The 24466-nt window shown below is 69.2% G+C and carries 25 protein-coding genes; all 25 read right to left on the bottom strand.

The window, feature by feature from the left end; genetic code table 11:
• On the bottom strand, positions 1-756 hold the full coding sequence (locus IT359_08025) for a FliA/WhiG family RNA polymerase sigma factor (GenBank protein MCC6928919.1): 756 nt from the start codon (positions 754-756) through the stop codon (positions 1-3).
• 4 nt (positions 757-760) lie between these two features.
• Positions 761-1594 (bottom strand): P-loop NTPase, encoded by an 834-nt coding sequence (locus IT359_08020; GenBank protein MCC6928918.1) that lies wholly within the window; start codon positions 1592-1594, stop codon positions 761-763.
• On the bottom strand, positions 1591-2421 hold the full coding sequence (locus tag IT359_08015) for a hypothetical protein (GenBank protein ID MCC6928917.1): 831 nt from the start codon (positions 2419-2421) through the stop codon (positions 1591-1593). The genes IT359_08020 and IT359_08015 overlap by 4 nt, the downstream gene beginning before the upstream one ends.
• Positions 2411-4504 (bottom strand): flagellar biosynthesis protein FlhA, encoded by a 2094-nt coding sequence (gene flhA, locus IT359_08010; protein MCC6928916.1) that lies wholly within the window; start codon positions 4502-4504, stop codon positions 2411-2413. The genes IT359_08015 and flhA overlap by 11 nt, the downstream gene beginning before the upstream one ends.
• Positions 4501-5589 (bottom strand): flagellar biosynthesis protein FlhB, encoded by a 1089-nt coding sequence (gene flhB, locus IT359_08005; GenBank protein ID MCC6928915.1) that lies wholly within the window; start codon positions 5587-5589, stop codon positions 4501-4503. The genes flhA and flhB overlap by 4 nt, the downstream gene beginning before the upstream one ends.
• A gap of 1 nt (position 5590) precedes the next feature.
• The gene (fliR, locus tag IT359_08000) at positions 5591-6376 is read right to left on the bottom strand and encodes a flagellar biosynthetic protein FliR (protein ID MCC6928914.1); all 786 of its coding nucleotides are present in this window, start codon (positions 6374-6376) and stop codon (positions 5591-5593) included.
• Positions 6377-6387: 11 nt separating this feature from the next.
• Entirely contained in the window at positions 6388-6660 is a 273-nt protein-coding gene (gene fliQ / locus IT359_07995) for a flagellar biosynthesis protein FliQ (protein MCC6928913.1), read from the bottom strand.
• Between the two features lie 71 nt (positions 6661-6731).
• Positions 6732-8081, bottom strand: a complete 1350-nt coding sequence (gene fliP / locus IT359_07990; GenBank protein ID MCC6928912.1) for a flagellar type III secretion system pore protein FliP — start codon at positions 8079-8081, stop codon at positions 6732-6734.
• The gene (fliN, locus tag IT359_07985; GenBank protein ID MCC6928911.1) at positions 8078-8419 is read right to left on the bottom strand and encodes a flagellar motor switch protein FliN; all 342 of its coding nucleotides are present in this window, start codon (positions 8417-8419) and stop codon (positions 8078-8080) included. The genes fliP and fliN overlap by 4 nt, the downstream gene beginning before the upstream one ends.
• Positions 8416-9444: a FliM/FliN family flagellar motor switch protein gene (locus IT359_07980; protein ID MCC6928910.1), complete on the bottom strand. Its 1029-nt coding sequence runs from the start codon at positions 9442-9444 to the stop codon at positions 8416-8418. The genes fliN and IT359_07980 overlap by 4 nt, the downstream gene beginning before the upstream one ends.
• 3 nt (positions 9445-9447) lie before the next feature.
• Positions 9448-10047: a flagellar basal body-associated FliL family protein gene (locus IT359_07975; protein MCC6928909.1), complete on the bottom strand. Its 600-nt coding sequence runs from the start codon at positions 10045-10047 to the stop codon at positions 9448-9450.
• A 345-nt stretch (positions 10048-10392) separates the two neighbouring features.
• Positions 10393-11688 (bottom strand): flagellar hook protein FlgE, encoded by a 1296-nt coding sequence (locus IT359_07970; GenBank protein MCC6928908.1) that lies wholly within the window; start codon positions 11686-11688, stop codon positions 10393-10395.
• A gap of 43 nt (positions 11689-11731) precedes the next feature.
• Complete coding sequence (locus IT359_07965) at positions 11732-12457, bottom strand: hypothetical protein (GenBank protein ID MCC6928907.1); 726 nt, start codon at positions 12455-12457, stop codon at positions 11732-11734.
• The gene (locus IT359_07960) at positions 12454-15168 is read right to left on the bottom strand and encodes a flagellar hook-length control protein FliK (GenBank protein MCC6928906.1); all 2715 of its coding nucleotides are present in this window, start codon (positions 15166-15168) and stop codon (positions 12454-12456) included. Before IT359_07960 ends, IT359_07965 begins: the two co-directional genes overlap by 4 nt.
• Complete coding sequence (locus IT359_07955; GenBank protein ID MCC6928905.1) at positions 15165-15857, bottom strand: hypothetical protein; 693 nt, start codon at positions 15855-15857, stop codon at positions 15165-15167. Before IT359_07955 ends, IT359_07960 begins: the two co-directional genes overlap by 4 nt.
• Positions 15858-15859: 2 nt before the next feature.
• Positions 15860-16327 (bottom strand): flagellar export protein FliJ, encoded by a 468-nt coding sequence (gene fliJ / locus IT359_07950; GenBank protein MCC6928904.1) that lies wholly within the window; start codon positions 16325-16327, stop codon positions 15860-15862.
• On the bottom strand, positions 16324-17655 hold the full coding sequence (locus IT359_07945) for a FliI/YscN family ATPase (GenBank protein MCC6928903.1): 1332 nt from the start codon (positions 17653-17655) through the stop codon (positions 16324-16326). The genes fliJ and IT359_07945 overlap by 4 nt, the downstream gene beginning before the upstream one ends.
• Complete coding sequence (locus tag IT359_07940; protein ID MCC6928902.1) at positions 17648-18346, bottom strand: hypothetical protein; 699 nt, start codon at positions 18344-18346, stop codon at positions 17648-17650. The genes IT359_07945 and IT359_07940 overlap by 8 nt, the downstream gene beginning before the upstream one ends.
• Positions 18330-19385: a flagellar motor switch protein FliG gene (fliG, locus tag IT359_07935; GenBank protein ID MCC6928901.1), complete on the bottom strand. Its 1056-nt coding sequence runs from the start codon at positions 19383-19385 to the stop codon at positions 18330-18332. The genes IT359_07940 and fliG overlap by 17 nt, the downstream gene beginning before the upstream one ends.
• 3 nt (positions 19386-19388) lie before the next feature.
• A complete protein-coding gene (fliF, locus tag IT359_07930; protein ID MCC6928900.1) occupies positions 19389-20948 on the bottom strand; it encodes a flagellar M-ring protein FliF in 1560 nt (519 codons plus the stop codon).
• A gap of 16 nt (positions 20949-20964) precedes the next feature.
• Positions 20965-21339, bottom strand: coding sequence for a flagellar hook-basal body complex protein FliE (fliE, locus tag IT359_07925; GenBank protein ID MCC6928899.1), 375 nt, complete (start codon positions 21337-21339; stop codon positions 20965-20967).
• Between the two features lie 2 nt (positions 21340-21341).
• Complete coding sequence (locus IT359_07920; protein MCC6928898.1) at positions 21342-21701, bottom strand: hypothetical protein; 360 nt, start codon at positions 21699-21701, stop codon at positions 21342-21344.
• Between the two features lie 62 nt (positions 21702-21763).
• Complete coding sequence (gene flgC, locus IT359_07915; GenBank protein ID MCC6928897.1) at positions 21764-22294, bottom strand: flagellar basal body rod protein FlgC; 531 nt, start codon at positions 22292-22294, stop codon at positions 21764-21766.
• Complete coding sequence (locus IT359_07910) at positions 22294-22575, bottom strand: hypothetical protein (protein ID MCC6928896.1); 282 nt, start codon at positions 22573-22575, stop codon at positions 22294-22296. Before IT359_07910 ends, flgC begins: the two co-directional genes overlap by 1 nt.
• Before the next feature lie 351 nt (positions 22576-22926).
• Positions 22927-24360 carry a sigma-54-dependent Fis family transcriptional regulator gene (locus tag IT359_07905; protein MCC6928895.1) on the bottom strand — a complete coding sequence of 478 codons (1434 nt, stop codon included), beginning with the start codon at positions 24358-24360 and terminating at the stop codon, positions 22927-22929.
• Positions 24361-24466: the final 106 nt, after the last annotated feature.

The following is a 24466-nucleotide window of genomic DNA, read 5'->3' as shown; positions in this document are numbered from 1 at the left end:
TTAGGCCGGGGTGCGAAAGTGGGCGAGTTCGCCGCGCAGGCGCTGGAGCGCCTTGGCGCGGATCTGCGAGACACGCGATTCGGTGAGGTCGAGCACGTCGGCGATCTCGTGCAGCTTCAGTTCCTCGAAGTAGTAGAGCGTGAGGACGATCCGCTCCTGGTCCTTGAGGCGCTTGAGCGCTGCCTTGAGGATCTCCTTCTCCTGCTCGCGGTTGATGTCGTCCTCGATCGTGTTGTCCGACTCGTGCGCAAGCGCTTCCGGCGGGAGGCACGGTTGCCCGTCGTGCTCCGTGGCCGACTGGTCCAGCGAGATCTGCACGGCGCTCTCGGTGTCGGCCTGCCAGCGCCACAGCGTGTCGAGGTCGAGGCCGAGTTGCTCGGCGACTTCCTTGTCGGTGGCCGGGCGACCGAAGATGCGGGTGAGCGTCTCGCGCGCGTGGGCGATCTCGCGCGTCTTGCGGCGGATCGAGCGCGGGACGTGATCCTGACGGCGCAGCTCGTCGAGGATCGCACCGCGGATGCGCGGGACGGCGAAGGTGGAGAAGGCGAGCCCGCGGTGCGGCTCGAAGGCATCGAGCGCATTCATCAACCCGATCGTGCCGCAGGAGACGAGTTCGTCGAAGTCGGCCGGGGCTGCCAGCGCCTTGGAGAGCTGGCGTGCGACGTGGTGCACGAGGTTGAGGTTCTCCGTGAGGAGCTTCTCCCGTGCCGCCTGATCGCCCTTGGCGAACAAGCCCCAGAGGTTATCGGTTGCCATCAGCTCAACCCTTGCGCAAGAGGCGGTGGTTCGAAGTCGGTGGAACAGCGGCCTCGGCGAGGATTCGCTCGCCGATGGTGCGGACGGCGTCGGCCGCGGTGGAGCCTAACGATGCTTCGGCGGTCCCCAGCCCGGCCGCGAGTGCGTGGCCGAAGTCGGGGTCGTCGGGGATGGCGCCGGCAAACGGGACGGTGCGCGAGAGGAAGCGCACGGCCGCGCCGTTGAGGTATTCGTGCAGGCGGTCGGCGGCATCGTCGGCCACGCGATTGGCCACGATGTCGACGCGCACGCCGGGGGTGCGGTCGTGGAGGAGCTTGACGAGTGCATACGTTGCCACGAGCGAGATGCGGTCGCCGGCGGTGACGGCCAGCAGCCGTGCCGCTCCGTCGGCGCAGGCGGCGACGAGCGACTCGGCGCTCGATCCGGCATCGACCACGACCAGGTCGAACGAGGCGTAGAGCGACAGCACGCGCCGCATGAGGAGGCGGCGCTCGGTGGGGCGCAACGCGCCCTCGTCGGTGCTGGCGGCAAAGAGCGACAGGCGGTCCGCCACCGGAACCAGGAGGTGTTGCGGCTCGCGGTCTCCGCGCAGCTGCCCTAACGAGCCGGCGGGTTCGACCCCCAGCAGGTGGTGCAGCCCGCCCAGCCGCTGGCCGGCGTCGATCAGCAGGACGCGCTGTCCGGCCTCGGCCATCGTCGCGGCCAGGAGTGCGGCCACGGTGGATGTCCCTACGCCTCCCTTGCCGCTGCCGACGGCAACGACGGTGGGCGGCGCGCTGTTGCCCGCGCGTCCCGGTCCGGCGTTCGACGAGGAAAGGAGCGTCATGACGGCACTCATGCGGCGCGCGTCGAGGCGTTCGGCGACCCGAGGCCGAGCGCGCCGAGGATGCGGCCGCGCGACGGATGCAGGTCGTCGGGGACCGCCTGTCCGTCGGCGATCCAGCGGATGGGGAGGTCGACGCGCGCCGCGACGTCGGCAATGGCGCGCTCGTCGTGCAGCTCGTCGACCTTGGCGATGATCGCGTGCGTGAGGCGGCACGGTGCCATCGACGCCATCAGGGCGGGGACGGCATCGGGGCGCATCGTGGCCGGGACCACCAGGTGTGTCTCGTCAGGCGCAATGACGCGCAGCAGCGCCTGCCATTGCGTGTTGGCGTCCCTGGCGCGCGGGGAGCGCCCCGGCGTGTCGATGATGACCACGTCGCGATCGTCGAGCCGCTTGAGTGCGGCGGGGACCTCGCGGGCGTCGTAGATCACCTCGAGCGGGAGGTTCATCACCTCGGCGTACTGTTGCATCTGCTCCAGCGCGCCCACGCGATACGTGTCGAGCGTGATGAGCCCCACCTTGCGGGCGCCGAAGACGGCGCGATGCAGCGCGAGCTTGGCGGCCGCGGTCGTCTTGCCGGCCCCCGTGGGGCCCACGAGGGCAACGAGGTACGGGGCGCGGCGCCCGTTGCTGCGACGATCGAGGTTGGGCATCGTCGGTTCCAGGCGCTTGCGCAGCGACTGCAGGTCCTGCTGCCGCGCGGCGATCACCTCCACGCGTGTCACGCCGCCGTCGCGGTTGACCGCGCTGCGGACGATGAGGACGTCGTCGCCCAGGGCGCGCCGCGCGTCGTCGAAGACGCGGCGCAGGTCGGTGCCGTGGAAGGTCTCAAGCAACATGGTTCAGCTCCCAGGTGGCGACGGAGTTCAGCTTCACGGTTGTAGGCAGCTCGGCGAGCGAGATCACGGGGAGCGTCGCCAGCACCGGTTCCACCAGTCGGCGCACGCCCACGCGGAGCGACGGCGGGGTGATGAGCGGCGGAAGGCGACCCTCGCTGGCGTGCGTGGTGGCGAGGAAGTTCAGTTCGCGCAGCAGGTCGGCCAGGAGGTCCGGTGTGAGCGGCGCCAGGCCGGCCGGAGCGTTGCGCGGCGAGAAGAGTCCCATGAGCGACGCCTCGAGGCGCGCACCGATCGTGATCCCGCTCACGGCGCCGGAGGCGTCGGCGAACGAGCGCGCGATGATGTTGGACAGCGAGCGTCGCACGTGCTCGGTGAGCACTTCGGCGTCCTTGGTCTGCTCGACGCCGTCGCCCAGCGCCTCGAGGATCGTGACCAGGTCGCGGATCGGGATGCGCTCGCGCAGCAGGCGCTGGAGGACGCGGTGGAGGAGCCCCAGCGAGACCTTGGCGGGGATGAGTTCCTCGACCAGCGCCGGGTGCGACTTCTTGAGCGTCTCGACCATTTCCTGCACGTCCTGGCGCCCCAGCAGCTCGGCGGCGTTGACCTTGAGCGACTCCATCAGGTGCGTGGCGATGACGACAGCGGGTTCGACGACCACGTAGCCTAACGATTCCGCTTCCACGCGGCGCGACGAGGCGATCCAGCGGGCGGTGAGCCCGAACGCCGGGTCGATCGTCTCGATCCCCTCGATGCCGTGGATGACCGACCCCGTGTCGAGCGCGAGGTGGAAGCGCGGCATGACTTCCGCGCGGGCAATCTCGGCGCCGCGCAGCTTGATGACGTACTCGTTGGCCGGCAGTTGCAAGTTGTCGCGCACGCGGATGGGCGGGATCAGGATCCCGACCTCCAGCGCCGCCTGCTTGCGCAGGAGCTGGATGCGCTCGAGGAGGTCGCCCCCCTGGCGCTCGTCGACGAGCGGGATGAGCGCGTAGCCGACCTCCAGCTCGATCGGGTCGATCTGCAGGAGGTCGCGCATGGGATCGGCCGGCTTCTCTGCCGGGCGTTCCTGTTCCTCGCTGGCGGCCTGGCGCGCCGCTTCGCGCTTCTCCTCGGCCGTCGTCGCCGCGCGGGAGAGGAAGAAGAGCACGCCGCCTAACGCCAGGAACGGGAGCTTGGGCAGCCCGGGAATGAGGCCGAAGGTCGTGAGCACGCCGGCCGCGACCAGCATCGCGCGCGGATACGCCGCCAGCTGCGACGCGACCTGGGTTCCCATGCGCACCTGCCCGGAGGCGCGCGTCACCATGATGCCGGCGGCGGTGGAGACGATCAGCGCGGGGACCTGCGCCACCAGCCCCTCGCCCACGGTGAGGATCGTGTACTGCGACGCCGCCTGCGCCAGTGGGAGGCCGCGCTGGATCACGGCAATGAAGATCCCGCCCAGGATGTTGATGCCGGTGATGAGGAGCGCGGCAATCGCATCGCCCTTCACGAACTTCGAGGCACCGTCCATCGCCCCGTAGAAGTCGGCCTGGCGCGCGATCTCCTCACGGCGGCGGCGCGCCTCGCCTTCGTCGATGAGGCCGGCCGAGAGGTCGGCGTCGATCGCCATCTGCTTGCCCGGCATCGCGTCGAGGGTGAAGCGCGCCGCGACTTCGGCCACGCGCCCCGCACCCTTCGTGATCACGATGAAGTTGATGCCGATGAGGATCAGGAAGAGGACCACGCCCACGGCGTAGTTGCCGCCGATGACGAACTGCCCGAACGCCTGGATGACCTGTCCCGCGTGCCCATCGCTGAGGATGAGGCGCGTCGAGGCGAAGTTGAGGCCGAGCCTGAAGAGTGTGAGGAGGAGGAGGAGCGCCGGGAACGACGAGAACTCGAGTGGCTCGACCGTCTGCATCGTCGTCAGGAGCACGACCAGCGAGAGCCCGATGCTCGTGGCGAGCAGCAGGTCGAGGATGATCGCCGGGAGCGGGACGATCATCAGCGCGAGGACGAAGACGACCGCGATGGCAAGCCCCATCTCGGCGTTGCGCTTGGCCATCCCCTCGATGGCCGGCATCGGGCGCGCGCTCGTGCTCATGCGCTCACTCCCTGCAGCGGCTGCCCGCGCGCCATGCGGCGACGAATCACGAAGGCGAGGATCTCGGCAACGGCCACGTAGAGTTCACTGGGAATCATCTGTCCGACTTTGGCGGCGGCGAGGAGCGCGCGGGCCAATGGCTTGTTCTCGATGCACGGGATCCCGTTCTCGCGTGCGATCGCCTTGATGCGCTCGGCCACCTTGCGCTGGCCGAGGGCGAGGACGATGGGGGCGGGGGCCCTGAACGGATCGTAGAGGAGGGCGACGGCGATGTGCGTCGGGTTGGTGATCACGACATCGGCCTTCGGGACGTCGCGCATCATCTGCCGGCGCGCCAGCGCGCGGCCAAACGAGCGCATGCGTTGCTTCACCAGCGGGTCGCCCTCCGACTGTTTCGACTCTTCCCGGATCTCGTCGCGGCTCATCTTGAGCGACGACTCGTACTGCCAGATCTGGAAGGCGTAGTCGAGTCCCGCCAGCGCCAGGTAGCACAGCCCGGCGGTGGTGAGGAGCTTGATCGAGTAGCGCATCGAAACCAGCAGGAAGCTGAAGTTCGGCTCCTGCGCGAGGGCGATGATGTCGTGCCAGGCCGCGCCTAACGCGCTGTACACCGCATAGCCGATCAGGGCCAGCTTGAGCAGCGACTTGAACAGGTCGGCCAGCGACTGGATCCCGAGGATGCGCTTGGCGTTGCGCGCCGGCGACAGCTTCGCGAAGTCGGGGGCGAGCGGCTTGAAGGTGAGCACGCCGCGCGCCTGCGGCACGGCGATGGCGAGCCCCATGATCATCAGCGCGCCTCCCCAGCCCCCGATGATGAACATCGCGCGGGCGCCAAAGGAACGCAGCATCGAGACCGCCGACTCCTGGCTCACGTCGACCGTTCCCACCAGCGTGAGGCCGTCGGAGAAGATCCCCATCACCTGGTGCCCCATCGTACGCCCCATGAGGTTGAGCAGCATCGCCGCCCCCAGGAGCACGAACGACGTCGTGAGCTCCTGCGAGCGTGGGATGCGTCCCTCGGCCCGGGCATCATCGCGCCGCTTTTGTGTTGGCGCTTCGGTCTTTTCCTGGTCGGCCAGTGCCATGTCAGCGGACTCCCGCGAGCGCGGACATGGCCCGGGTGAGGACGCCGTCGTACGACGCCTCCCACCCCAGGAACCAGGTGGCGATGAAGGGGAGCGTCGCGACCAGCGTCCCGATGCCGATGAGGATCTGGACGGGGAACGCGAGCTGGAGGATTTGCAGCTGCGGCGCGGCTCGGCTCAGCACGGCGAGGGCGACGTTGGCCACCAGCACGACGGCGATGATCGGCGCCGCGAACTGCAGGCCTAACGAGAAGAGCGTGGCGCCGGTGCGCACGAAGTCACGGAGCCCGGCGGCGATGTCGAGCGGCGTGCCGACCGGGATGCGCTGGGCGCTCGCCGCCAGCGCATCGAGCATGACGAGGTGCCCGTCCAGTGAGAGGACGAGCGCGATGGCGAAGAGGTGCACGAACTGCCCCAGCGCGGTGGTCTGGTGCGACGACATGGGGTCGACGATGGCCGCGCCCGACAGCCCGATCTGGATCGAGAGGAGCTCTCCCGCGGTCTCCGCGGCGCCGATGAGGAGGGCCGCGCCAAGGCCGAGGGCGAAACCGACGAGCGTCTCGCCCAGGATCGCGACCGGCGTGAGGTCGGGGAGGCGCACCAGGTGCAACTGCGCCACCGGGGTGAGGAGGACGGAGAGGAGGATGACGAGCCCGGTCTTGATCGCCACCGGGACGGGGCGCGCCGAGAAGACCGGCGCGACCAGCACGAGCCCGCTCACCCGCGCGCTGAAGAGCACGAGGGCGGTGGGGGCGCCGGGCGCGAGGAGGTCGAAGGTCGGCGTCATCCGTGGTGCGCTCAGTTGGTGATGAGGGCGGGGAGCGAGCGGAATAACTTCTGCGTGTAGTCGACCAGCAGCTGCAACATCCACGGGAGCCCGACCATGAAGACGGCGGCGATCCCCACAAGCTTGGGGACGAACGAGAGCGTCTGCTCCTGGATCTGCGTCACCGTCTGGAGGATGCTGACCAGGAGCCCGATGATGAGCGACACCGCGAGGAGGGGCGCGGCGAGGAGCATCGCGACCAGCATGGCGTTGCGGGCGAGGTCCGTGACGAGGGCGTAGGACATCAGAAGACGAGAAGACGAGAAGACGAGAGGACGAGAGGCCTGACCCAGCGAAGGCTGGGGACGAGGGGTGCCTAACGAAAGCCCTGGACGAGCGACTGGATCAGGAGCGACCAGCCGTCGACGAGGACGAAGAGGAGGAGCTTGAAGGGCATGGAGATCATTGCCGGCGGGAGCATGAACATCCCCATGCTCATCAGGACCGAGCTGACGACGATGTCGATGATGATGAACGGGAGGAACAGGACGAAGCCGAGCTGGAAGGCGGTGCGCAGTTCGCTGGTGACGAAGGCGCTGGTGAGGACGATCGTGGAGACGTCTTCGGGGCGCGCGGGCGGGGTGCCGCCGGCCATGTCGACGAAGGCGGTGATGTCGCGCTCGCGCGTCTGGCGCAGCATGAACTCGCGCATCGGCCCCAGCGCGTTCTTCATCATCACGCCCTGTTCGATTTGCCCGTCGAGCCAGGGGGCAATGGCGACGCGGTTCACCTCGGACATGGTCGGGGCCATCACGAAGCCCGTCAGGAGCAAGGCGAGCGCGCTCACGAGCTGCGATGGTGGGGCCGACTGCGTCCCCAGCGCCTGCTTGAGGAACTGCAGCACGATGAGGATGCGCGTGAAGCTGGTCATCATGAGGACCAGCGTCGGAAGGAGCGTCAGGAGCCCCATCATGATGACGATCCCCACCGAACCGCTCAGGCGGAGCCCGCCCGGCTTGCTCCCGTCGACGGCGAGGTCGAGCTTGGGCATCGCCTTGCCTAACGCATCATCGAGTGCGTTGCCCTGCGGAGCCGCCGGCACCGACGGCGTGGCGGTGACCGGACGTTGCGGCTGGCCGACGGCCGCGGCCGCGGCGGCGCCGGGACGCGATGCGGCGCCACCAGCCGGCGCCGGACGCTGCGGAGTTGCGGCTGGCGGCATCGCCGGCGGTGTCGCGGGGCGTGTCGCCGGCGGCGTCGCCAGGCGCGTCGCGGGCTGCGTCGCCGCCTGCGCCGCAACCGCCCCGGCGCCTAACGTCGCCCCGGCCAGCAGCGCCAGCGCCAGCGGAAGCCCCGCCGAGCGGAGCCCGTGCATCAGCGCCGTGCGGAAATCGCGCGTCCCCGCCACCGGTGTCTCGACCGGGGCAACGGCCGTGGCGTGCACGGTCGACGGAACCGACCCCTCCACCGCCTCCAGCTCCGCCAGCGTACGCACCCCCCCCTCGCCAACGCTCACCGCCACCAGCTGTTCGCCAATGCGCACCACGGCGATCCCCTGGCGGGGGCCTAACGCGATGCGCTGCACCACCTCCAGCGACACGCGGTCCTGGCCGCGCCCCAGAGCGCTCCCCTGCGACACCTTGCGCAACAATCGCATGGTGACCGCGAGGAGGCCGAGGACGAAGGCAAGGGTCAGCGCGACGCCGACGATGGAACTGAACGTCACGCCGCGGCCTCCGCGATCGCCTTCTTGGACAGGATGCGCGTGATGCGCACGCCGAAGTGTTCGCCCAGCACCACCACTTCACCCTCGGCGAAGCGGCGGTCGCCGACGTAGATGTCGATCGGCTCGCCCGCCAGGCGGTCGAGCTGGATCACGCTGCCACGCCCGAGGCGCAGCACTTCCTGCACCGTCATGGCAGTGCGCCCCAACTCGATCGAGACGGGGAGCGTGAGGTCGAGGAGGAGCGAGATGGGAACCTCGCCGCCCGCCGAGAGGACGGACGTGATCTCCTCGAAGTTCGCCTCCATCGGGTCGGGCATGCTGGTGTCGGGTGCGGTCATGGCAACGTGGTCCGCGTGATCGGGAGGGTGTCGGTCTCGGGCGCCGGAAGGAGCCCGTCGGTAAGGCGAACGGCGAGCGACGGACCGATGCGGCCCGGCGATGCCCTGAAGCGAGGTTGCGATCCAACGATGACGTCGAGCTCCTCGTTGCGCGTCACGCCCGTCGACACCACGCTCCCCGACGAGAGGGCGAGGAGTTCGCGCATCGACATGCGGAACGAGGGAAGGCGCGCCGCGACGGGAATGCGGGCCCCGCGCACCGAGAGCTCGGCCAGGTCGCGGTTCAGCTCCTGCTCCTGCGGCGTCCCCAGCATCGAGGCGCGGCGCTCGTTGCCGCCGGCAAAGAAGCGCTCGAGGACGGCGAACGGGAGACAAACGAGGAGAAGCGACCGCGTCTCGGCGGCGGCCACCTCGATGTTGGCCACGAGAACCGGATCCTCGCGGTTGGCGACGCGCAGGATCTCGGGAATGGACTCGAAGCCGGTGAGGCCCAGGTCCATCTCGATGTAGTCCTGCCACACTTCGCCCAGCACGCTGAGCACGCGGTCGGCGACCATGCGCACGGCCATGCGCTCGATGGGCGTGAGGGCGCGGTTGGGGAGCGCGGGCGTCCCGCTCCCGCCAAAGAGGCGGTCGACCAGGAAGTAGGCGAACTCGTGCCCGAAGTCGATCACCCCCTGCTGCCCGCCGGTATCCCGCAACTCGAAGGTGTACGAGGCGCAGGGGGTCGGGAGCGACAGGGTGAACTCACCGAACGAGAACTGCTCGACGCTTTGCAGCTGCAACGCCACGCCCCCGCGCACGCGCCCGAGGAGCCATCCCTCCAGCGACTTCGCGAAGCGCTCGTACATCGCCTCCAGCGTCCGCAGCTTCTCCTTGGAGATGCGGTGCGGACGCCGGAAGTCGTAGACCTGCGCCTCCGCGAGGATGTCGCGGGCCGACGGCAGCGCGGCGGCAACGGTCGATCGCCCCCCGCCACCGAGGAGGGCGTCAATCTCGTTCTGGGAGAGTGTCTCGGAGGCCACGGCCTACTGGATGACAAACTGGGGGAAGTAGATGCGCGAGATGGGCTTTTTCCTGGAGCCCTTCTTCGGCTTGAACAGCGTCGCCAGCGAATCGGCCAGCTCGTGCTTGATGGCCTCGCGGTTCGACATCTCGGAGAGCTGCTCGACCGACTTGGCGCCCATGACGCGCAGCACGATGTCGCGCACCTCGGCGTCGCGGGCCTTGGTCTCCTCGACCAGCGCGGCGTCGGAGAACTCGATCGCCGCGGCGAGCATGAGGAAGCGCGAGCCACCCGAGCCGGCCGGGTTCAGGACCAGGTTGTCGACGAGGTGCAGGTTGGCCGGCGCTCCCCCCTCGCCTTCCTTGCCGCCGCCGTGCCCCCCTTCCGCCGCCGCGTCGCCCTCGCCCCCCGCCTCCCCCTCGGCGGAGGCCGAGTCGCCCTCCGCATGCGCGGTCACGACGTAGCCCGACTTCTTGGCGAGCATGGGGCCAACGGCAAAGACGCCGGCCGCCCCGCCAATCAGGAGCGACCCCACCAGGGCGCCGATGAGGACGACCCCCTTGGGCGCCGCCTTGGCGGGCTTTTCTGCACCCTCTTCAGGTGCTGCGGCTTGTTCTGACATGAGCGGAACCGAAAGCGTGAGCGGCCTCTGGAGTCGCGGGGCGCGGCTCGGCGAGTCTGGGCCGGCCGGCGAACGCACGACGTGCGCAGCTGTGAGAAGGCACGCCGCGGGCCACACGAAAGGGGAGGCGGCGCGGTTGGCGCTTCGTGAGCTAACGCACGAAATGCCAATGCCTTACGCGATCGGTTGTGGGGGGTGGAGCCCCGCGTGGCTTCCCGGCACGAATGCGCGAGGCGGAAGCCTTTGCCGGGGAAGGGGGGGCGGTATTTTCCTCCGCGCTGAGCGCGGACCCAACGAGCGGCGGCGCGACCCGGAGTCGCGCCGCCGCCGTCGTTCAGGGTGCGCCTACCGCTTCAGGTTCACGAGTTCCTGCAGCATCTCGTCGCTGCTCGTGATGACGCGGGAATTGGCCTGGAAGCCGCGCTGGGTCACGATCATGTTCGTGAATTCCTGCGCCAGGTCGACGTTCGACATTTCGAGGGCGCCGGACGTCATGGTCGACTGGATCCCCTCGAGCGAGTAGCCGAGGACGGCGCCGCCCGAGTTGCCCGACACGGCGTACATGTTGTCGCCCACGCGCAGGAGGCCGCCGGGGTTGTTGAAGTCGGCGAGGACGATCTGCGCCAGGACGACGTTGGTGCCGTTGGTGAACGCGCCGGTGATGAGCCCCGTGCGGTCGATGGAGAAGTTTTGCAGCTGGCCGGCCTCGTAGCCGTTCTGGTCCTTGAGGACCGCGGTGTTGGTGCCGGCAAACGAGGTGATGCCGTTGACGGTGTTGCCGCCGAGGTCGAGGGTGATGTCGACCTGGTTGGCGCCCGGCGGGGTGAAGGAGATGACCGGCGGGCTGGTGGGCGCCGCGGTCATCAGGATCCCCATGGTGTCGAACTGGAGGGTCTGCGGGGTGCTGTTGGGCGGGGTGAAGCCGGCGGGGAGGTTGGTCCCGTCGACCTGCCAGCTCCAGGTGTCGGCGCCGGTCTTCCAGAACTGCAGCTTGAGGTCGTGCTGGTTGCCTAACGAATCGAAGACGGTGATCGACGTTTCCGACCACGAGTCGGCGTTCTGCGGGTCGGCACGCCCGGTGGCGTCGAACGTCCCGACGAAGACCGGGGCGGCGGCGTCGAGGTTGCCGGCGAGCTTGGCCGAGTCGGTCGCCTTGGCGGCCGTCTTCTGGCCCACGGGGAGCGTGATGGGGCGCACGCCGTCGAGAAAGACGCCGTTGTCGGCCATCCGCCCCTGCACCACGAAGCCGTTGGTGGGCGAGACGAGCTGCCCGTCGGCGTCCAACTGGAAGTTGCCGGAGCGGGTGTAGTAGTTCTGCGTCCCCTTCTTCACGACGAAGAACGAGTCGCCCTGGATGGCCAGGTCGGTGGTGAGGCCGGTGGTCTCGAGGTTGCCCTGGCTGTACATCATGTCGACGGAGCCGATCTGCATGCCGAGGCCAACCTGGATCGGGTTGATGCCGCCGAGGTCACCGGGGGGACGTGAGGCGCCCTGCAGGAGCTGGGCAAAGCCTTCCTTGAACGTCACGCGCCCGGCCTTGAAAGCGACGGTGTTGACGTTCGAGATGTTGTTGCCGATGACGTCCATGCGCACCTGGTGGTTGCGCAGGCCGGACACACCGGAGAAAAGCGAACGCATCATGGGGTACTGGTCCTGTCGGGGAAGTGGAGGGTGGAAACCGCGTCTAGGCGAGGATCTTGATGATGGCGCTGTAGGCGATCTGGAGCGGCCCCATGGTGAGCATGGCGGCGCCGTCCGTCCCGTACATGAGCCCATCGACCCTACCGACCGTGTACGTCTTCTGCGGCACGTCCTTGCCGTCGGTGCCGGCCACATCGATGCGCACCTGGTACGCTCCCTCCGCGGAAAGGCCGTTGGCGGCCGACCCGATGTCGAAGGACTGCTGCGTGCCCGTGCCGATGTAGCCTAACGACCGTGATCCGACTTCCCTGCCGGACTTGTCCAGCAGCGTGAGTGTGGCCACGCCGCTCGTGGTGATGTCGGCCAGCACGGACCCGCCCAGGTTGCCGTCGGCATCCTTGGTCAGCAGGACCTTGTCGCTCTCGATCATCACCGTCTTGCCGATCGTCCCCATCGCCGAGACGTTGCTCATCGCCTGGGCCAGCCCGGCGTACTGCCCGGCCTGCGCCTCCAGCTTCTCGTTGATGTTGAGGAGCTGCTCCAACCCCGAGAACTGCGCGAGGTCGGCCGCCATCTGCTTCCCGTCCATCGGATCCAGCGGATCCTGGTAACGCATCTGCGTGGTCAGGAGCTTCAGGAAGGCATTCTTGTCCATGCTGCCGCCAGCTACCGCGGTCTGCGTTGACGACGAACTCGACGACCCGGAGGACGACGAACTCGACGTCGCGGCATACACGGACTTGCTCGCGGCTGTGATGATGTTGCTCACCGATTGTCTCCCTTGCCGTCACGGCGCTGCCGCGACCGCTGTTGGTCGGTGCCCTCGCGCGCGTACTCACGATCGAGCGGCGCGCGATTCGGGTTGCGCGAATCCTTCGCGGTGGAGCCTCCGCCATCCGAAGCCGAGGCTGATGCCGCCCGCAACACGTCGCGCTCGGCGGCAACCGCCGATGCGGTGAGCGTCGTTGCATCCGTCGTGCGTTGGGTCGTGCGGACGAGAAGCGACTCGCCCTCCAACCCCTGTCGCTGCAGCGCCTGCTGCAGTTCTCCCACGTGCTGCCGCAGCTGCTCGGCCGCCTGCGGGTCGGCCACGTCGAGCGTGGCCCCGATCGAGCGCCCGCGCATGTCGATACGGATGCGGTCCTCGCCGCCGTCGGGCGAGTCGAGTCGCAGCAGCACCGACGAGAGCGGGCGGTCATTGCCCGCGTCCTGGATGCGCAGGACGCGCGCGATGCGCTCGGTGGCATCGGAGTGCGAGAGCCCGGCGACCGGCGATGCAGTTCCGCGCTCGCTCAAGCCGAGCGAAGAGAGCTCGCGCGCCGCCAGCTCGCGCGCCAGCGGGAGCGAACTCCCTTCGCGCTCGCTGCGCGGCGTTGGCACGCCAGCCACGGCGTCGCTTCGCTCGTCGTCGCCGCCACGCCCACGGTCGCCGCGCTCGAGCGATGCGTGGCGCTCGCTGCTCGTCGAGCCGCGGGTGTTGCCGTCACGTGCAACGGCGGGTCCGTGGAGGAGCGTGGGGGCGGTGGGGGCGCCGGTGTCGACCGATGTCGCGCCGGGCGCTGATGCACTGGCCGCGCCGCCCACACGCGCGACCTCTGCCACCTGCGCGACCTGCGCGACCTGGGCGACCGGGGCCACGGAGGCTACCGGCGCGACGGTCGCGACTGTCGCGACGGGCGCTACACCCACGATGCGAGCCGGCGCGGCATGCTGCGAACCGTTGGCCTGCGTGGGGGCGACGGGAGTGGCGCGCACGGCGGCGTCCGCCGCCCGGCGCTCCCCGGACAGGAAGGGGCCGACCTCCAGCGCCAGCGGCGGAAGCGCGCTCCCTTCCTCGAGCATCGGCACCACCGCTCCCGGGATGGACAGCAGCGGCGTGTCCGCGGCGGTCGCGGTGGTCGCGGCCGTCGCCCGGTTGCCTAACGTCAATGCTGGGGCCTCCGCTCGGCGTGCGCTGGCCGGGTCGAACGCCGCGCGTGCGGCATGCGGAATGGCCGGGGGCGTCCCCGCCGTGTTGGCGGTGGCGGGGAAGGGGAGCACGGCGGCCGCTGCTGCGCCGTCGCGCGCGACGGCCGGGCGCGTTGCCGCGCTGGCCAGCGTCGAGCCGGCGTTAGGCGCGAGCTCGATGTGCCCGGGATCGCGCGGCCAGAGCGTGCGCAACCCTTCCTCGCGCGCCACGCGCGCCAAGCGCTCGAACCCCGCGCCGTTGGTGTAGCCGCCGTCGATCACGACGTCGGCGGCAAGGCCGTCGATGTGCTTCGAGTTGCGCGTCCACGTCACGACGGGACCCGGCGCCGTGCGCCCCTGCGCGAAGAGCGCGTCCTGCCGCTCCTGCGAGCGCACCGTCTCCACGACCGAGACGGTGTAGCCGTACTCGGACTCCATGCGCTCGATCACGCGCTCGAGTCGCGCACGCACCTCGGGGTTGAGCGCCTCGGTCTCGCCGCGCACCGCGAGAGGATTGCGGGCCAGCGCCGCGGCAATTCCGGCGAGGCGTGCGTCGTGGTCAGGGCGCTTGTCGCGCGCGGCAATCGTCAGCGTCGGTGTCCCACGCCCAGCGGCGCCGGGCGCCTCGGGCGTGTCTGCCGCCGTTGCACCTACCGCAGCGGTCGTCACGAGCGCGAGCGGTGCGAGCGGGGCCACCGCCGCCTCGAGTGTGCTGGCGACAAACTGTTCGGCGCGCGCCAGCTCCGATTCCGTCGACGCAGGCTCGGCGGGGGCGACATCGTCCGACGACTCGCCTTCCTCGGCGCTGTCCCGCACATCGCCCCCTTCCTGCAGCGCGGCGAGGACCTCGCGGAATGAGAAGGACGTGGTTCCGCTCGCATCGCCCACGACGTCACGATCGGCAGTCGCGCCGGTCCTCTCCGCCGACTGAGCGCTCGACTCGGTGACGTCGCCTTCGAGAGCGTCGCGCTTGCTGCTGGCGGAAAGTGGGCGCTCGCGCCCAGCGGCCATTGCATCACCGCGACCTGGCTGGTCGGCCGCCGAAGTTTCGCCGGCGCGCTTGGACGCGCGGGCGTTCGCACGCACGCTCTCACGCTCGCTCCCATGCTCGGCGGCGCGCTCGGTCGCACGTTCGGTCGCACGTTCGGTCGCACGTTCGGTCGCACGCTCACTCGCGCGTGCGTTCGCACGTTCGATCGCGCGCTCGTTCGCGCGCTCGTTCGCGCGCTCGTTCGCGTCCGAGCGTTCGCGTGAACGCTCGCTGGCGCGCCCGCTCGTGGTGGCGCTCGTCCGTTCGCTCGCGCGCGCCGACTCGCGGTCGAGGTTCGCCGCGCCTGTGCGTGATTCACCACGCGCGCCGCGCATGCGGCGCTCGCGCGCGGCCTCCGCCGACTGCGACGACGGCTCGTGCATCGCGTTGGCGAGGGCGGTGCCAAACGCGCGCTCGGGCGCCTGGGTTGAAGACGGCGGCTCGTACGCCGTTGGCGCCGCCGGCTCGCTCGCCGGCCGCACCGGAGGAATGTGCAGGCTCATGGCTTCACCGGTGGGACGCTGCGCAACACGGCCTTGGTGATCTTGGCCGCGCGCTCGGGCGGGAAGTTCTGGATGACGGCGGCGGCCTGCTTCTCGCTCAAGGTCGAGATCACGCTCTGCACTTCGCTGTCGTCGAGCTGTTCCAGGACCTTGGCGGCATCCTTCGCTGGCATGGCGGCAAAGATCTTGGCCAGCTTGGCCGCGCCGGGTGGCACGGTGGCGGCTGCCATGGGCTTGGGCGGAAGCGACGGGCGCGTGACCACGAGCGGCTTGTCGCGCGGAACGCCATTGGCCTCCACGGTCTTCACCGCCCTGCTATAGGTCTTTGGCGGTTTGGCAGCGGCGGCGGGCTCCGCGTCGCTCGCCGGTGCCGCTGCCTTGTCGCCGTGCGACGACGCCACGTCCTTCGCTGGCGCCTCGTGCCCCTCGGCGCCCTTGCCACCCTCGGCTTCGGCCACGCTGCTGTCGGTCGCGGTGGAGTCGTGGGCGGTGGTGTCGCTCGCCCCGTCCGTCCTGGCGACGTGCTTCGCGCCCTGCTCCTCCGCCTTGGCGAGAGAATCGGCGACGACCTTCGCCTTGTGCGCCACATCGGCGGCATACGCCTTCTTGGCCTTCATGACGGAGACCGCCGAGCCACCGCCCAGCCCGATCACGAGCCCGATCACCGCGAAGAGAATGACTTTGATCATGATCAACCGTCCTTCTGGCTCCCCTTGGAGCCGCTGGGGGTCTTGTAGCGCGTGAGGGCAATGGCATCCATGGCCGCCAGGTCGCGGGCGTTCTCCTCGGCGCGGTGCGTGTCCAACCGTTTCTCGCGCAGCCGGTCGAGCACCTGCCGTTCCTGCAACGCTTCGTTGAGCTTCTGGTGGCGCTCGTCCACCACCTGCTCCGCCGCGACGGTGCGTTCGTCCGCCTGCGAGACGCGCTCCTGCAGCGGGAGCAGCGTCTGCGCCAGGCTCACGAGTTCGCCCACCGTGACGCCATCGCCGGTGGCGCTGGCCAGGCTCGTGTGCGCCGCCGCGTGCGCGCGCGCCAACTCGTCGCGAACGTCGCGCTCCGCCTGCGCCGCGTTTTGCGCATTGGCGAGTTGGCGCGCCATCTCCTGCTCGTGTTTCGCCTTGAGGTCGAGGAGCCGCTGCAGCGGGAACTTGAACATCATGCGTGCACCTGGCCGGTGGCGCCGGCCCGCTGGGTGAGCCCGATGAGCGACTGGCGCGTCTGGTCGAACGTCGTCACTTCATCGGGACGCTGCTGCAGGAAGCCAAGCATCTGCTCGCGCGAACGCAGCGCGGCGTCGACCATGGGGTCGCTCCCCTTCTGGTAGGCGCCGACCATGATGAGGTCTTCCTTTTCCCTGTAGGCCGCCTCGAGGCGCATGAACGTATTGGCCGCGTTGCGCTGCCCATCGTCGATGATGGCGTCGCGCACGCGACTCTTGCTCTCGAGGACGTCGATGGACGGGAAGTGCCCGGCGCTCGCCAGGCGGCGCGTGAGGACCACGTGCCCATCGAGGATGGAGCGCGCGGCGTCGGCCACCGGTTCGTTGAAGTCGTCGCCGTCCACGAGCACGGTGTAGATCCCGGTGATGCCGCCGTGGGCGCCGTTCCCCGCGCGCTCGAGGAGTCGCGGGAGGTTGGCGAACACCGAGGGCGGATATCCCTTGGTCGTCGGCGGCTCGCCGGTGGCGAGCCCGATCTCGCGCCAGGCCATCGCCACACGCGTCACCGAGTCCACCATCAGCAGGACGTGCTTGCCCTGGTCGCGGAAGTACTCGGCGATCGAGGTGGCGACGAGGGCGCCGCGGGCGCGCACGAGCGCGGCCTGGTCGCCCGTCGCCACGATCAGCACCGAGCGCGCCAGCCCCTCCGGACCTAACGAGTGCTCGATGAAGTCACGCACCTCGCGTCCGCGCTCGCCGAGGAGGGCGATCACGTTCACGTCGGCGGTCGCCTGCCGGGCAATCATTCCCAGCAGCGTCGACTTGCCCACGCCCGAGCCGGCAAAGATCCCCACGCGCTGTCCCTTGCCGATGGTCAGCATGCCGTCGAGGGCGCGCACGTTGGTCACCAGCGGCTCGTGGATGAGCTGGCGTTCGAGCGGGTGCGGCGGCTCGCCGGTGAGTGGGACGCGCTCCTCGGCCTCGAGCTTCCCCTTCCCGTCAATCGGGTGTCCCAGCCCGTTGAGCACGCGCCCCAGCATCCCGGGGCCCACGTCGACGCCGAACGAGCGACCGAGCGGCTGCACGCTGCTCCCGGGGTGCAGTCCCGCCAGCTCGCCTAACGGCATGAGCAGGACGCCGCGCTCATGGAAGCCCACGACCTCGGCCAGGACCGAGTGCTCGTCGGTGAGCGAGGAGATGCGGCACAACTCGCCCACGCCGACGTCGAGGCCCACGGCCTCCACCACCAGCCCCACGAGGCGGGTGACGCGGCCGTAGCGCGCAAAGCGGGTCACGTCGCCCAGGCGACGCACGAGGGTCTCAGGCACCGGTGTAGGTCAGTCGGCGGTACAGGCGCTCCAGCGCCGTGTCGACGCGGCCATCCACGATGCGGTCGCGTCCTTCGATGAGGCAGCCGCCAGGCGCAACGCGCCCGTCGGGCATCCACTGCACATCCTTGCGCTGGGCGAGCGGCGACGCCTCGCCAGCAGCAAAGAACGCCGACTGGATCGCCTGCAGGTCGCCAGGGTTCACCCGTATCGTGAGCGCATGGTCGAGCGGGAACTCCGCCAGCGCCTGCCGCACCATGTCGGCAAGCGACGACTTGTCGATCGCGATCTCTCTCCCAATCACCTGGCGCGCGATGGCGATGGCCAGCGCGCAGAGGTTCTCCTCCGCGTTCCCCACCCAGCGATTGGAGTTGTCCTGCGCCGAGGCCAGTGCATCGCTCGTCGCGTGCACGGCGCCGCGCAGGCGCGCCGCCTCGGCGATCTCGCCGGCGCGGCGCCCGTCTTCCATGCCACGCTCGTACGCCTCCTGCAGCGCACGCGCCATTGTCTCCTGGTCCACCAACGGCGCCTCGGCAAAACCCGCAGGCTCCGGCGCCGGCTCGCTGCGCGCCGCAAAGACGTCGTGCAGCATGCGCGTGTCGAGGGCGAGTTCGTCCCACGCCACCGGCGTTGCCTTGAGCGATCCCGGATCGCGGCGCGGGCCGCGCGACGCGCTACTGGACCATGTCATCGTCGCCGCCACTCAACACGATCTCGCCCGCTTCCTCGAGCTTGCGCACCATTGCCACGATGTTGGCCTGGGCGCCCTCGACATCGCGCATGCGCACGGCGCCGAGCATCTCCATCTCGTCGTTGAGCGCCTGCACGGCGCGCTGCGACATCGCTCCCGTGATCTTCGAGCGCAGGTCGCCGCTGGCCGCCTTGAGGGCGAGCGCCAGCTCCTTCGAGTCCACATCGCGCAGCAGGCGCTGCAGCGCGCGGGCGTCGAGCGTCCCGATGTCCTCGAAGACGAACATCAGGTTCTTGATCTGGTCGCACAGCGACTGGTCCATCGTGGCCACGCCATCGAGCAGGACCTTCTCCAGCGACGATGCCACGTAGTTGAGCACCGAGGCCACGGCCCCCGGACCGCCCGACGACGACATCCCCTGCGACGCCGTGAGGTCCGCGTCGGCAGACAGCGATCGCTCGATGAGCATCAGGAGTTCGGGCTGCACCTTCTCCATCTTCGCCATGCGAAAGACCACCTCGGCGCCGATGGAGGTATCGACCTCCTTCAGAATCGCGGCGGTGTGTTGCGGATCGAGGTGCGCCAGGATGAGCGCGATCGTCTGCGGGTGCTCGCCGGCGAGCATCTGTCCCAGCTGCTGCGCGTCGGCGTTGCGCAGGCGGTGGAGGCCGATGGTGTTTTGCAGCTGCCCCTGGATGCGCTCGAGGACCTGCTGCGCCTTGCGCGCGCCGAATGCCTTCTCGAGGATCTCGCGCGCGGCCTCCACGCCGCCCTGGGCGAGCGAGTCGGCCACCATGATGCGCGTCATCCACTCGTCGAGGACCGAGTCCACGACCTGCGGTGACACGCTCTCCATGCGCGCAATCTCGAACGAGATCGCGTCGACCTCCTCCTGCGTCAACGTCTGCGTCATGCTCGCGGCCACGTCCGAGCCGAGGGCAAGGCAGAGGATGGCCGCCTTCTGTCGTCCGGAGAGCGTTCCCGGGTCGATGAGATCGAGTCCGCTGGAACTACCGCGCGTGGCGAGGGCCGTACTCACCGGCTAGGCCTCCTTCAGCCAGGCTTTCATCATCTTGGTCGCGATCTCCGGTTGCTTCTCGACCGTCATCGACACGCGCTGCTTTGTCTCCTGGTTCGCCTGCAACGCCGCCAGCTCCGGCAGCATCTTCACGGCACGACTCGGGTCTTCCACGTGCGTGTCGGCGGCATGGCTGGCGGAGAGCGCCGTCGCGTCGAAGCGATCGGTGTGCGGGAGTTGCAGCTGCGCCGACGCCGACAGCGCCGGCGTGCCGCCTCCCTTGGCGCTGCCGCGCAACGAACGCAATGACATGAAGCCGATGACGAAGGCGAAGACGAGCGCCGCGCCGTTCAGGATCAGCGTCTGGTTCTGCTGGACCTTCTGAAGCGCTGTTGGCGGCGGCTCGACGACCGGGGCAGGAATGGCCGGAATCGCGAATGGCACGGAGACAACCGAGACCTGGTCGCCGCGCGCCGAGTCGAAGCCGACCGCGTTGCGCACCAGCGTGTCGAGGAGCGCGATCTCCTCCGGGGCGCGCTTGGAGAAGCGCACGCTGTCGCCGGTCCCCGTCTGCTTGTCGTTCACCAGCACTGCCACCGTCAGGCGACGAACCGTCCCCGCGGCAGGTGCAAAGAGCTCGGTGCTCTTGGAGTTCTCGTAGGTGATGGCCTGGTTGGACGAGCCGGCGCCGCCCTGCGCCCCGGGTACGATCTCCGCCTTCTGCTCCGTGGCGGTCACCTGCTTCTCGGGATCCATGGTCTGCGTCGTGCGTTCCAAGCGGTCGAAGTTCATCGACGCCGCCACCTGCACGCGCGCATTCCCGCTTCCCACCACCTGCGAGACGATCTCCTCCGCCTTGAGCCGGAAGTGATCCTCCATTTGCTGCTGCACCTCGAGCTGTCGCGAGGTGAGCCCGGCGGCGGTGGTATGGTCGCTGGGCATGGTGAGAAGGCGCCCGGCCTCGTCCACCACGGTCACGTTCTCGCTCTCGAGGCGGTCCACGCTCGAGGCGACCAACTGCGAAATGCCGCGCACCACGTCGGCGGGCGGTTCCTCGCCACTCCGCAGCTTGAGGACGACGCTCGCCGTCGCCGGCGTCGCCGTGCTCCGGAACGTCGACGTCTCGTGGATCGCCAGGTGCACCTGCGCGCTCTCGATGCCGCGCATCTTGCCAATGGTGCGCTCGAGTTCCCCCTCCAGCGCGCGGCGGTAGTTGATGCGCTGCGTGAAGTCGGTCATGGTGTACGACGGCGACTCGAACAGCTCGAAGCCGGGGCGGCCGGCGCCCGGCAGCGAGCCATCCTTCGCCACGGCAACGCGCGCCCGCGCCAGGTCCATCGTCGAGACGAGGACGTCGGCGCCGCCGCGCTCGAGCTTGTACACGATCCCCGCCTGCGTGAGGCCGTCGGTGATCTTGGCGCTCTCCTCGAGCGACACTGACTGGAAGATCGGCACGAACGCAGGAGCCGTGGCCCACCGCGAGACGCCGACAATGAGCGCGATCGCCCCCAGCCCCACGCCGAGCGTCGCGATGCGACGCCAGCCGCCGAGTCGATCGATGAGGTCGCGCAGTCCCTCTGGCATTCGGTCTCGCTACTCCTCAGCTCTGCATGTTGATGAGCGTGCGGTACGCGTCGGTGAACTTGTTCCGCAACTCGATCATCATCTCGAGCGCGATCCCCGCTTCCTCGCCCGCCGCCATCACCTGGTGCAGCTCGACGTTCTCGCCACGAATGAACTTCTGCGTCAGCTCGGCCGACCGGTCCTGCGCGTCGGAGACCTGGTTGATGGCCGTGGTGAGCGTGTCGCCAAACGACGGTCCGCCAGCCGAACCAGCGGCCGTGCCGTCGCCCTTCCCAATGTCGAAGGTGTAGCGCTTGGCCGCGTCGGGGCCGCCAACGCCGCCGGATGCGCCAAGGCCCCCGCCCTGGAACGACGAGAGTCGCGACGAGATGGCGCCAATCGGATCGCTCATGCTCAGGCCTTCACGTCGAGGCGTCCGCCGCGCACCGCCGGTGCCTGCACCGGCATCTGCCCGGAAAGGACGCGACCATAGGTGAGCGGCCCCATCGCCCCTAACTTGGCGAAGTAGGCACGTTCATCCTGCGTCAGCACGCTCCACAGCTCGGGGTCTGTCCCCTGCGGCGGCTGCACCGGCACCGCGTTCCCGGCACTGGGCGCCACGCCCTTGAGCGCCGTCGCCGACTGCGGCTGCGCGGCGGTCGTGGCCCGCTGCGCGCCACCCGTCGCCGGCTGCGTCCCGCTTGGGCGCACGGTCGATGTCGCCTGCGGCCGAACCGCATTGCTGTACGGACCCCGAATCCCGTTGATGCTCATAGAATCACTGAAAGTGGTGCGTGATCGACTCCCGTCCCCCGTCCCCCGTCCCCCGTCCGGTCCTAGATGTCCAACGCCCGCCGCAGCAGCTGCTTGGCCGCCGTGAACACCGATGCGTTGGCCTCGTACACGCGCCGCGCCTCCATGAGGTCCACGAGCTCGTTGGTGACTTGCACGTTGGGATACCGCACGTAGCCGTTCTGGTCGGCGTCCGGATGCCCGGGGTCGTACACGAGCGGCCCTTCCGTCGGATCCTCCTCGATCGCGGCGGCGCGCACGCCGCCTAACGTGTCGGTGGGATCCTGCGGCGAGACGCCTGGGATCTTCTCGCTGTTGGGGAGCGGCGGATACGCCGGAGCCGCCCCTTCGCGCACCGCTTCCTCGGCGCGCACCACGCGACGGCGATATGGGCCGCCGGCGTCGGTGCGCGTCGTCTCGGCGTTCGCGATGTTCGTTGCCGCCGTCTCCATGCGCAGCCGCTGCACCGACATCCCGCTCGTCGCGATGTCCAGCGGGCGGAAGAGCGGGGGGCGCGGCGCCGACTCCATGTTGTTCGTCAGGAGCGGCAGCATCTTGATCGAGGGGATCGTCATCAGCGGTTCTGGATGCTCAGGCGAAGCTTCGCGTACGTCTTCTCGAGGAGCTTGGCCGTCGTTTCGTAGCGCAACTGCTCATCGGCCAGCGACGTCATCTCCGCCTCCAGGTTCACGGCGCCCGGTACCGTCGTTCCATCGGGAAGGGCAAAGCCGCTCTGGCTCTGGAGCGTCGCCGCCGACACACGCTGCGCGATCCCCTTCACGCGCTGACTGCTCGCGTCCAGGGCATCGCGCATGTCGGGCGCCATCGAGACCCGGCTGAAGAATCCAAAGAGCATCGTCCTCTCCTGTGATCGGTGCGGCTCGAGCCACATCGGTCGCGCATGGTCGCACGACCGCACCAGTGGCTAAGGCAATGCACGGACCACGCGCCGTCGGGAGAAAGAACGATGGGCGCCCCGTTAGGCAGGGCGCCCGTAAGTCGTTGCAGGAACGGGTGGTTACAGTTGTCGGCGATGGCTCATTCGCGGCACTCGTCAGGCTCGGCACACCCCACGTTTCCGAACGCAGTTCTTGCCTCGACGGAAGAGTTTGCCGTCTCGCAGCGGTCACTCTTGCCAGCGTTCCCCTGGCCTGACGACCATCGCCGCTACCGGGTGCCGGCGCGCGCGCGTTCCCCGTGGCGGCGTCTAGCCCTCTGCCACGCCGGCGCGCTGCGGCCCGTTCAGCTTGTTGCGCAATGTGCGCACGCTGATGCCGAGCAGGTCGGCCGTCTTGGTCCTGTTGCCGCGCGTGAGCTCCAGCGCCCGCTGGATCAGCGCTCGCTCCGCCTCTTCCACATTGAGCGTCGTGAGGATGATTCCCCCCGGGGGAGCGCTGGCCGGGACAGCGGCGCCGCCTTCGGGAGTCGCCGATCGGTTGAGCGCCTGCTGCACGAGCGGATGCACGCCGTTGGTTGCCATGCGCTGGTGCTCGAAGAGATGCGCCGGCAGTACGGCATCGTGGGAGAGGATCACCGCGCGTTCCACGGCGTGTTGCAGCTCGCGCACGTTGCCCGGCCAGGGATACTCCTGCAGCATCGAAAGCGCATCCGGGGCAATCCCGCTGATCTCCTTCCCCACTTCGCTCCCCGTGCGCATCGCGAAGCGATAGGCCAGCATCGGGATGTCGTCGGGACGCTCCCGCAGCGAGGGGATGTCGATCGGGACGACACTCAGTCGATAGTAGAGGTCCTGCCGGAAGTGACCCGCCGCCGCAAACTCGGCCAGGTTGCGGTTCGTCGTGGCAATCACGCGCACGTCGACCCGGATTGGCGTCGTCCCTCCCACGCGCTCGAACTCCTGCTCCTGCAGCACGCGCAGGAGCTTGGCCTGCAGCTCGAGGCGCATCTCCGAGATTTCATCGAGAAGGAGCGTCCCGCCGTGTGCCCGCTCGAAGGCCCCTTCGACTCGCTTCACCGCGCCGGTGAAGGCGCCGCGCTCGTGTCCGAACAGCGCGCTCTCGATGAGCCCCTCGGGGAGCGCCGCGCAATTCAGCTTGATGAACGGCTTGTCGCGACGGTCGCTCTGGTCGTGGATCGCCCGCGCGAATAGCTCCTTCCCCGTCCCGCTCTCCCCCTGCAGCAGGACCGTGGCGCGCGTGGGCGCCACCATGGCCACCGTCTGCAGGATGCGGCGGATCTGGACGCTCTCGCCAATGATCTGTCGCTCGTTGCGGAACTCCATGACCTCGCGACGCAGCGACTCGTTCTCGCGCCGCAGGCGTACGAACTCCAGCGCCTGTTCGATGGCCAGCTCGAGTTGCTGCGTGCGAATGGGCTTGGTGATGTAGTCGATAGCCCCGGCCTTGATGGCCGCCACCGCGTGCTCGATGCTCGCGTACCCCGTGAGCATGATCAACGGGATGTCGTACCCTTCGCGCTGCAGCAGCGAGAGGAACTCCAGCCCGGTGAGCCCCGGCATCCTATAGTCGGAGATGATCAGGTCGACGCTTTCCCGTGCGAGCACCTGAAGCGCTTCCACCACGTTCCGGGCGCCCAGCGGGCGATGCCCCGCGCGCGACAGCGTGTCTTCGAGAATCAGACCGACCGACGGTTCGTCGTCGACGTACAGGATGTTGGCCATGCGGGGGTAGGACTTCGTTCGACGTGGGAAGTCGTTAAGCGATCGACGCAGGTGGTCGATACTGCCCGTATGACGCGCGTACCACGCGGTCGGCAACTTCTTCCGC

This window comes from Gemmatimonadaceae bacterium, from assembly GCA_020852815.1.
Taxonomy (GTDB): Bacteria; Gemmatimonadota; Gemmatimonadetes; order Gemmatimonadales; family Gemmatimonadaceae; genus SCN-70-22.
Note: the sequence above shows the minus strand (reverse complement) of the source record. Positions and strands in the feature narration are given on the sequence as shown.

Coding starts and splice junctions, on each gene's coding strand:
- fliJ (MCC6928904.1), bottom strand. CDS start 16,327: ATGATGTTCAAGTTCCCGCTGCAGCGGCTCCTCGACCTCAAGGCGAAA.
- fliF (MCC6928900.1), bottom strand. CDS start 20,948: ATGCCAGAGGGACTGCGCGACCTCATCGATCGACTCGGCGGCTGGCGT.
- IT359_07905 (MCC6928895.1), bottom strand. CDS start 24,360: ATGGCCAACATCCTGTACGTCGACGACGAACCGTCGGTCGGTCTGATT.
- flhB (MCC6928915.1), bottom strand. CDS start 5,589: ATGGCACTGGCCGACCAGGAAAAGACCGAAGCGCCAACACAAAAGCGG.
- IT359_07910 (MCC6928896.1), bottom strand. CDS start 22,575: ATGCTCTTTGGATTCTTCAGCCGGGTCTCGATGGCGCCCGACATGCGC.
- IT359_07970 (MCC6928908.1), bottom strand. CDS start 11,688: ATGATGCGTTCGCTTTTCTCCGGTGTGTCCGGCCTGCGCAACCACCAG.
- fliN (MCC6928911.1), bottom strand. CDS start 8,419: ATGACCGCACCCGACACCAGCATGCCCGACCCGATGGAGGCGAACTTC.
- IT359_07960 (MCC6928906.1), bottom strand. CDS start 15,168: ATGAGCCTGCACATTCCTCCGGTGCGGCCGGCGAGCGAGCCGGCGGCG.
- fliQ (MCC6928913.1), bottom strand. CDS start 6,660: ATGTCCTACGCCCTCGTCACGGACCTCGCCCGCAACGCCATGCTGGTC.
- IT359_08025 (MCC6928919.1), bottom strand. CDS start 756: ATGGCAACCGATAACCTCTGGGGCTTGTTCGCCAAGGGCGATCAGGCG.
- flgC (MCC6928897.1), bottom strand. CDS start 22,294: ATGACGATCCCCTCGATCAAGATGCTGCCGCTCCTGACGAACAACATG.
- fliR (MCC6928914.1), bottom strand. CDS start 6,376: ATGACGCCGACCTTCGACCTCCTCGCGCCCGGCGCCCCCACCGCCCTC.
- IT359_07940 (MCC6928902.1), bottom strand. CDS start 18,346: ATGACATGGTCCAGTAGCGCGTCGCGCGGCCCGCGCCGCGATCCGGGA.
- flhA (MCC6928916.1), bottom strand. CDS start 4,504: ATGAGCACGAGCGCGCGCCCGATGCCGGCCATCGAGGGGATGGCCAAG.
- IT359_07975 (MCC6928909.1), bottom strand. CDS start 10,047: ATGTCAGAACAAGCCGCAGCACCTGAAGAGGGTGCAGAAAAGCCCGCC.
- IT359_08020 (MCC6928918.1), bottom strand. CDS start 1,594: ATGAGTGCCGTCATGACGCTCCTTTCCTCGTCGAACGCCGGACCGGGA.
- IT359_07920 (MCC6928898.1), bottom strand. CDS start 21,701: ATGAGCATCAACGGGATTCGGGGTCCGTACAGCAATGCGGTTCGGCCG.
- fliE (MCC6928899.1), bottom strand. CDS start 21,339: ATGAGCGATCCGATTGGCGCCATCTCGTCGCGACTCTCGTCGTTCCAG.
- IT359_08015 (MCC6928917.1), bottom strand. CDS start 2,421: ATGTTGCTTGAGACCTTCCACGGCACCGACCTGCGCCGCGTCTTCGAC.
- IT359_07955 (MCC6928905.1), bottom strand. CDS start 15,857: ATGATCAAAGTCATTCTCTTCGCGGTGATCGGGCTCGTGATCGGGCTG.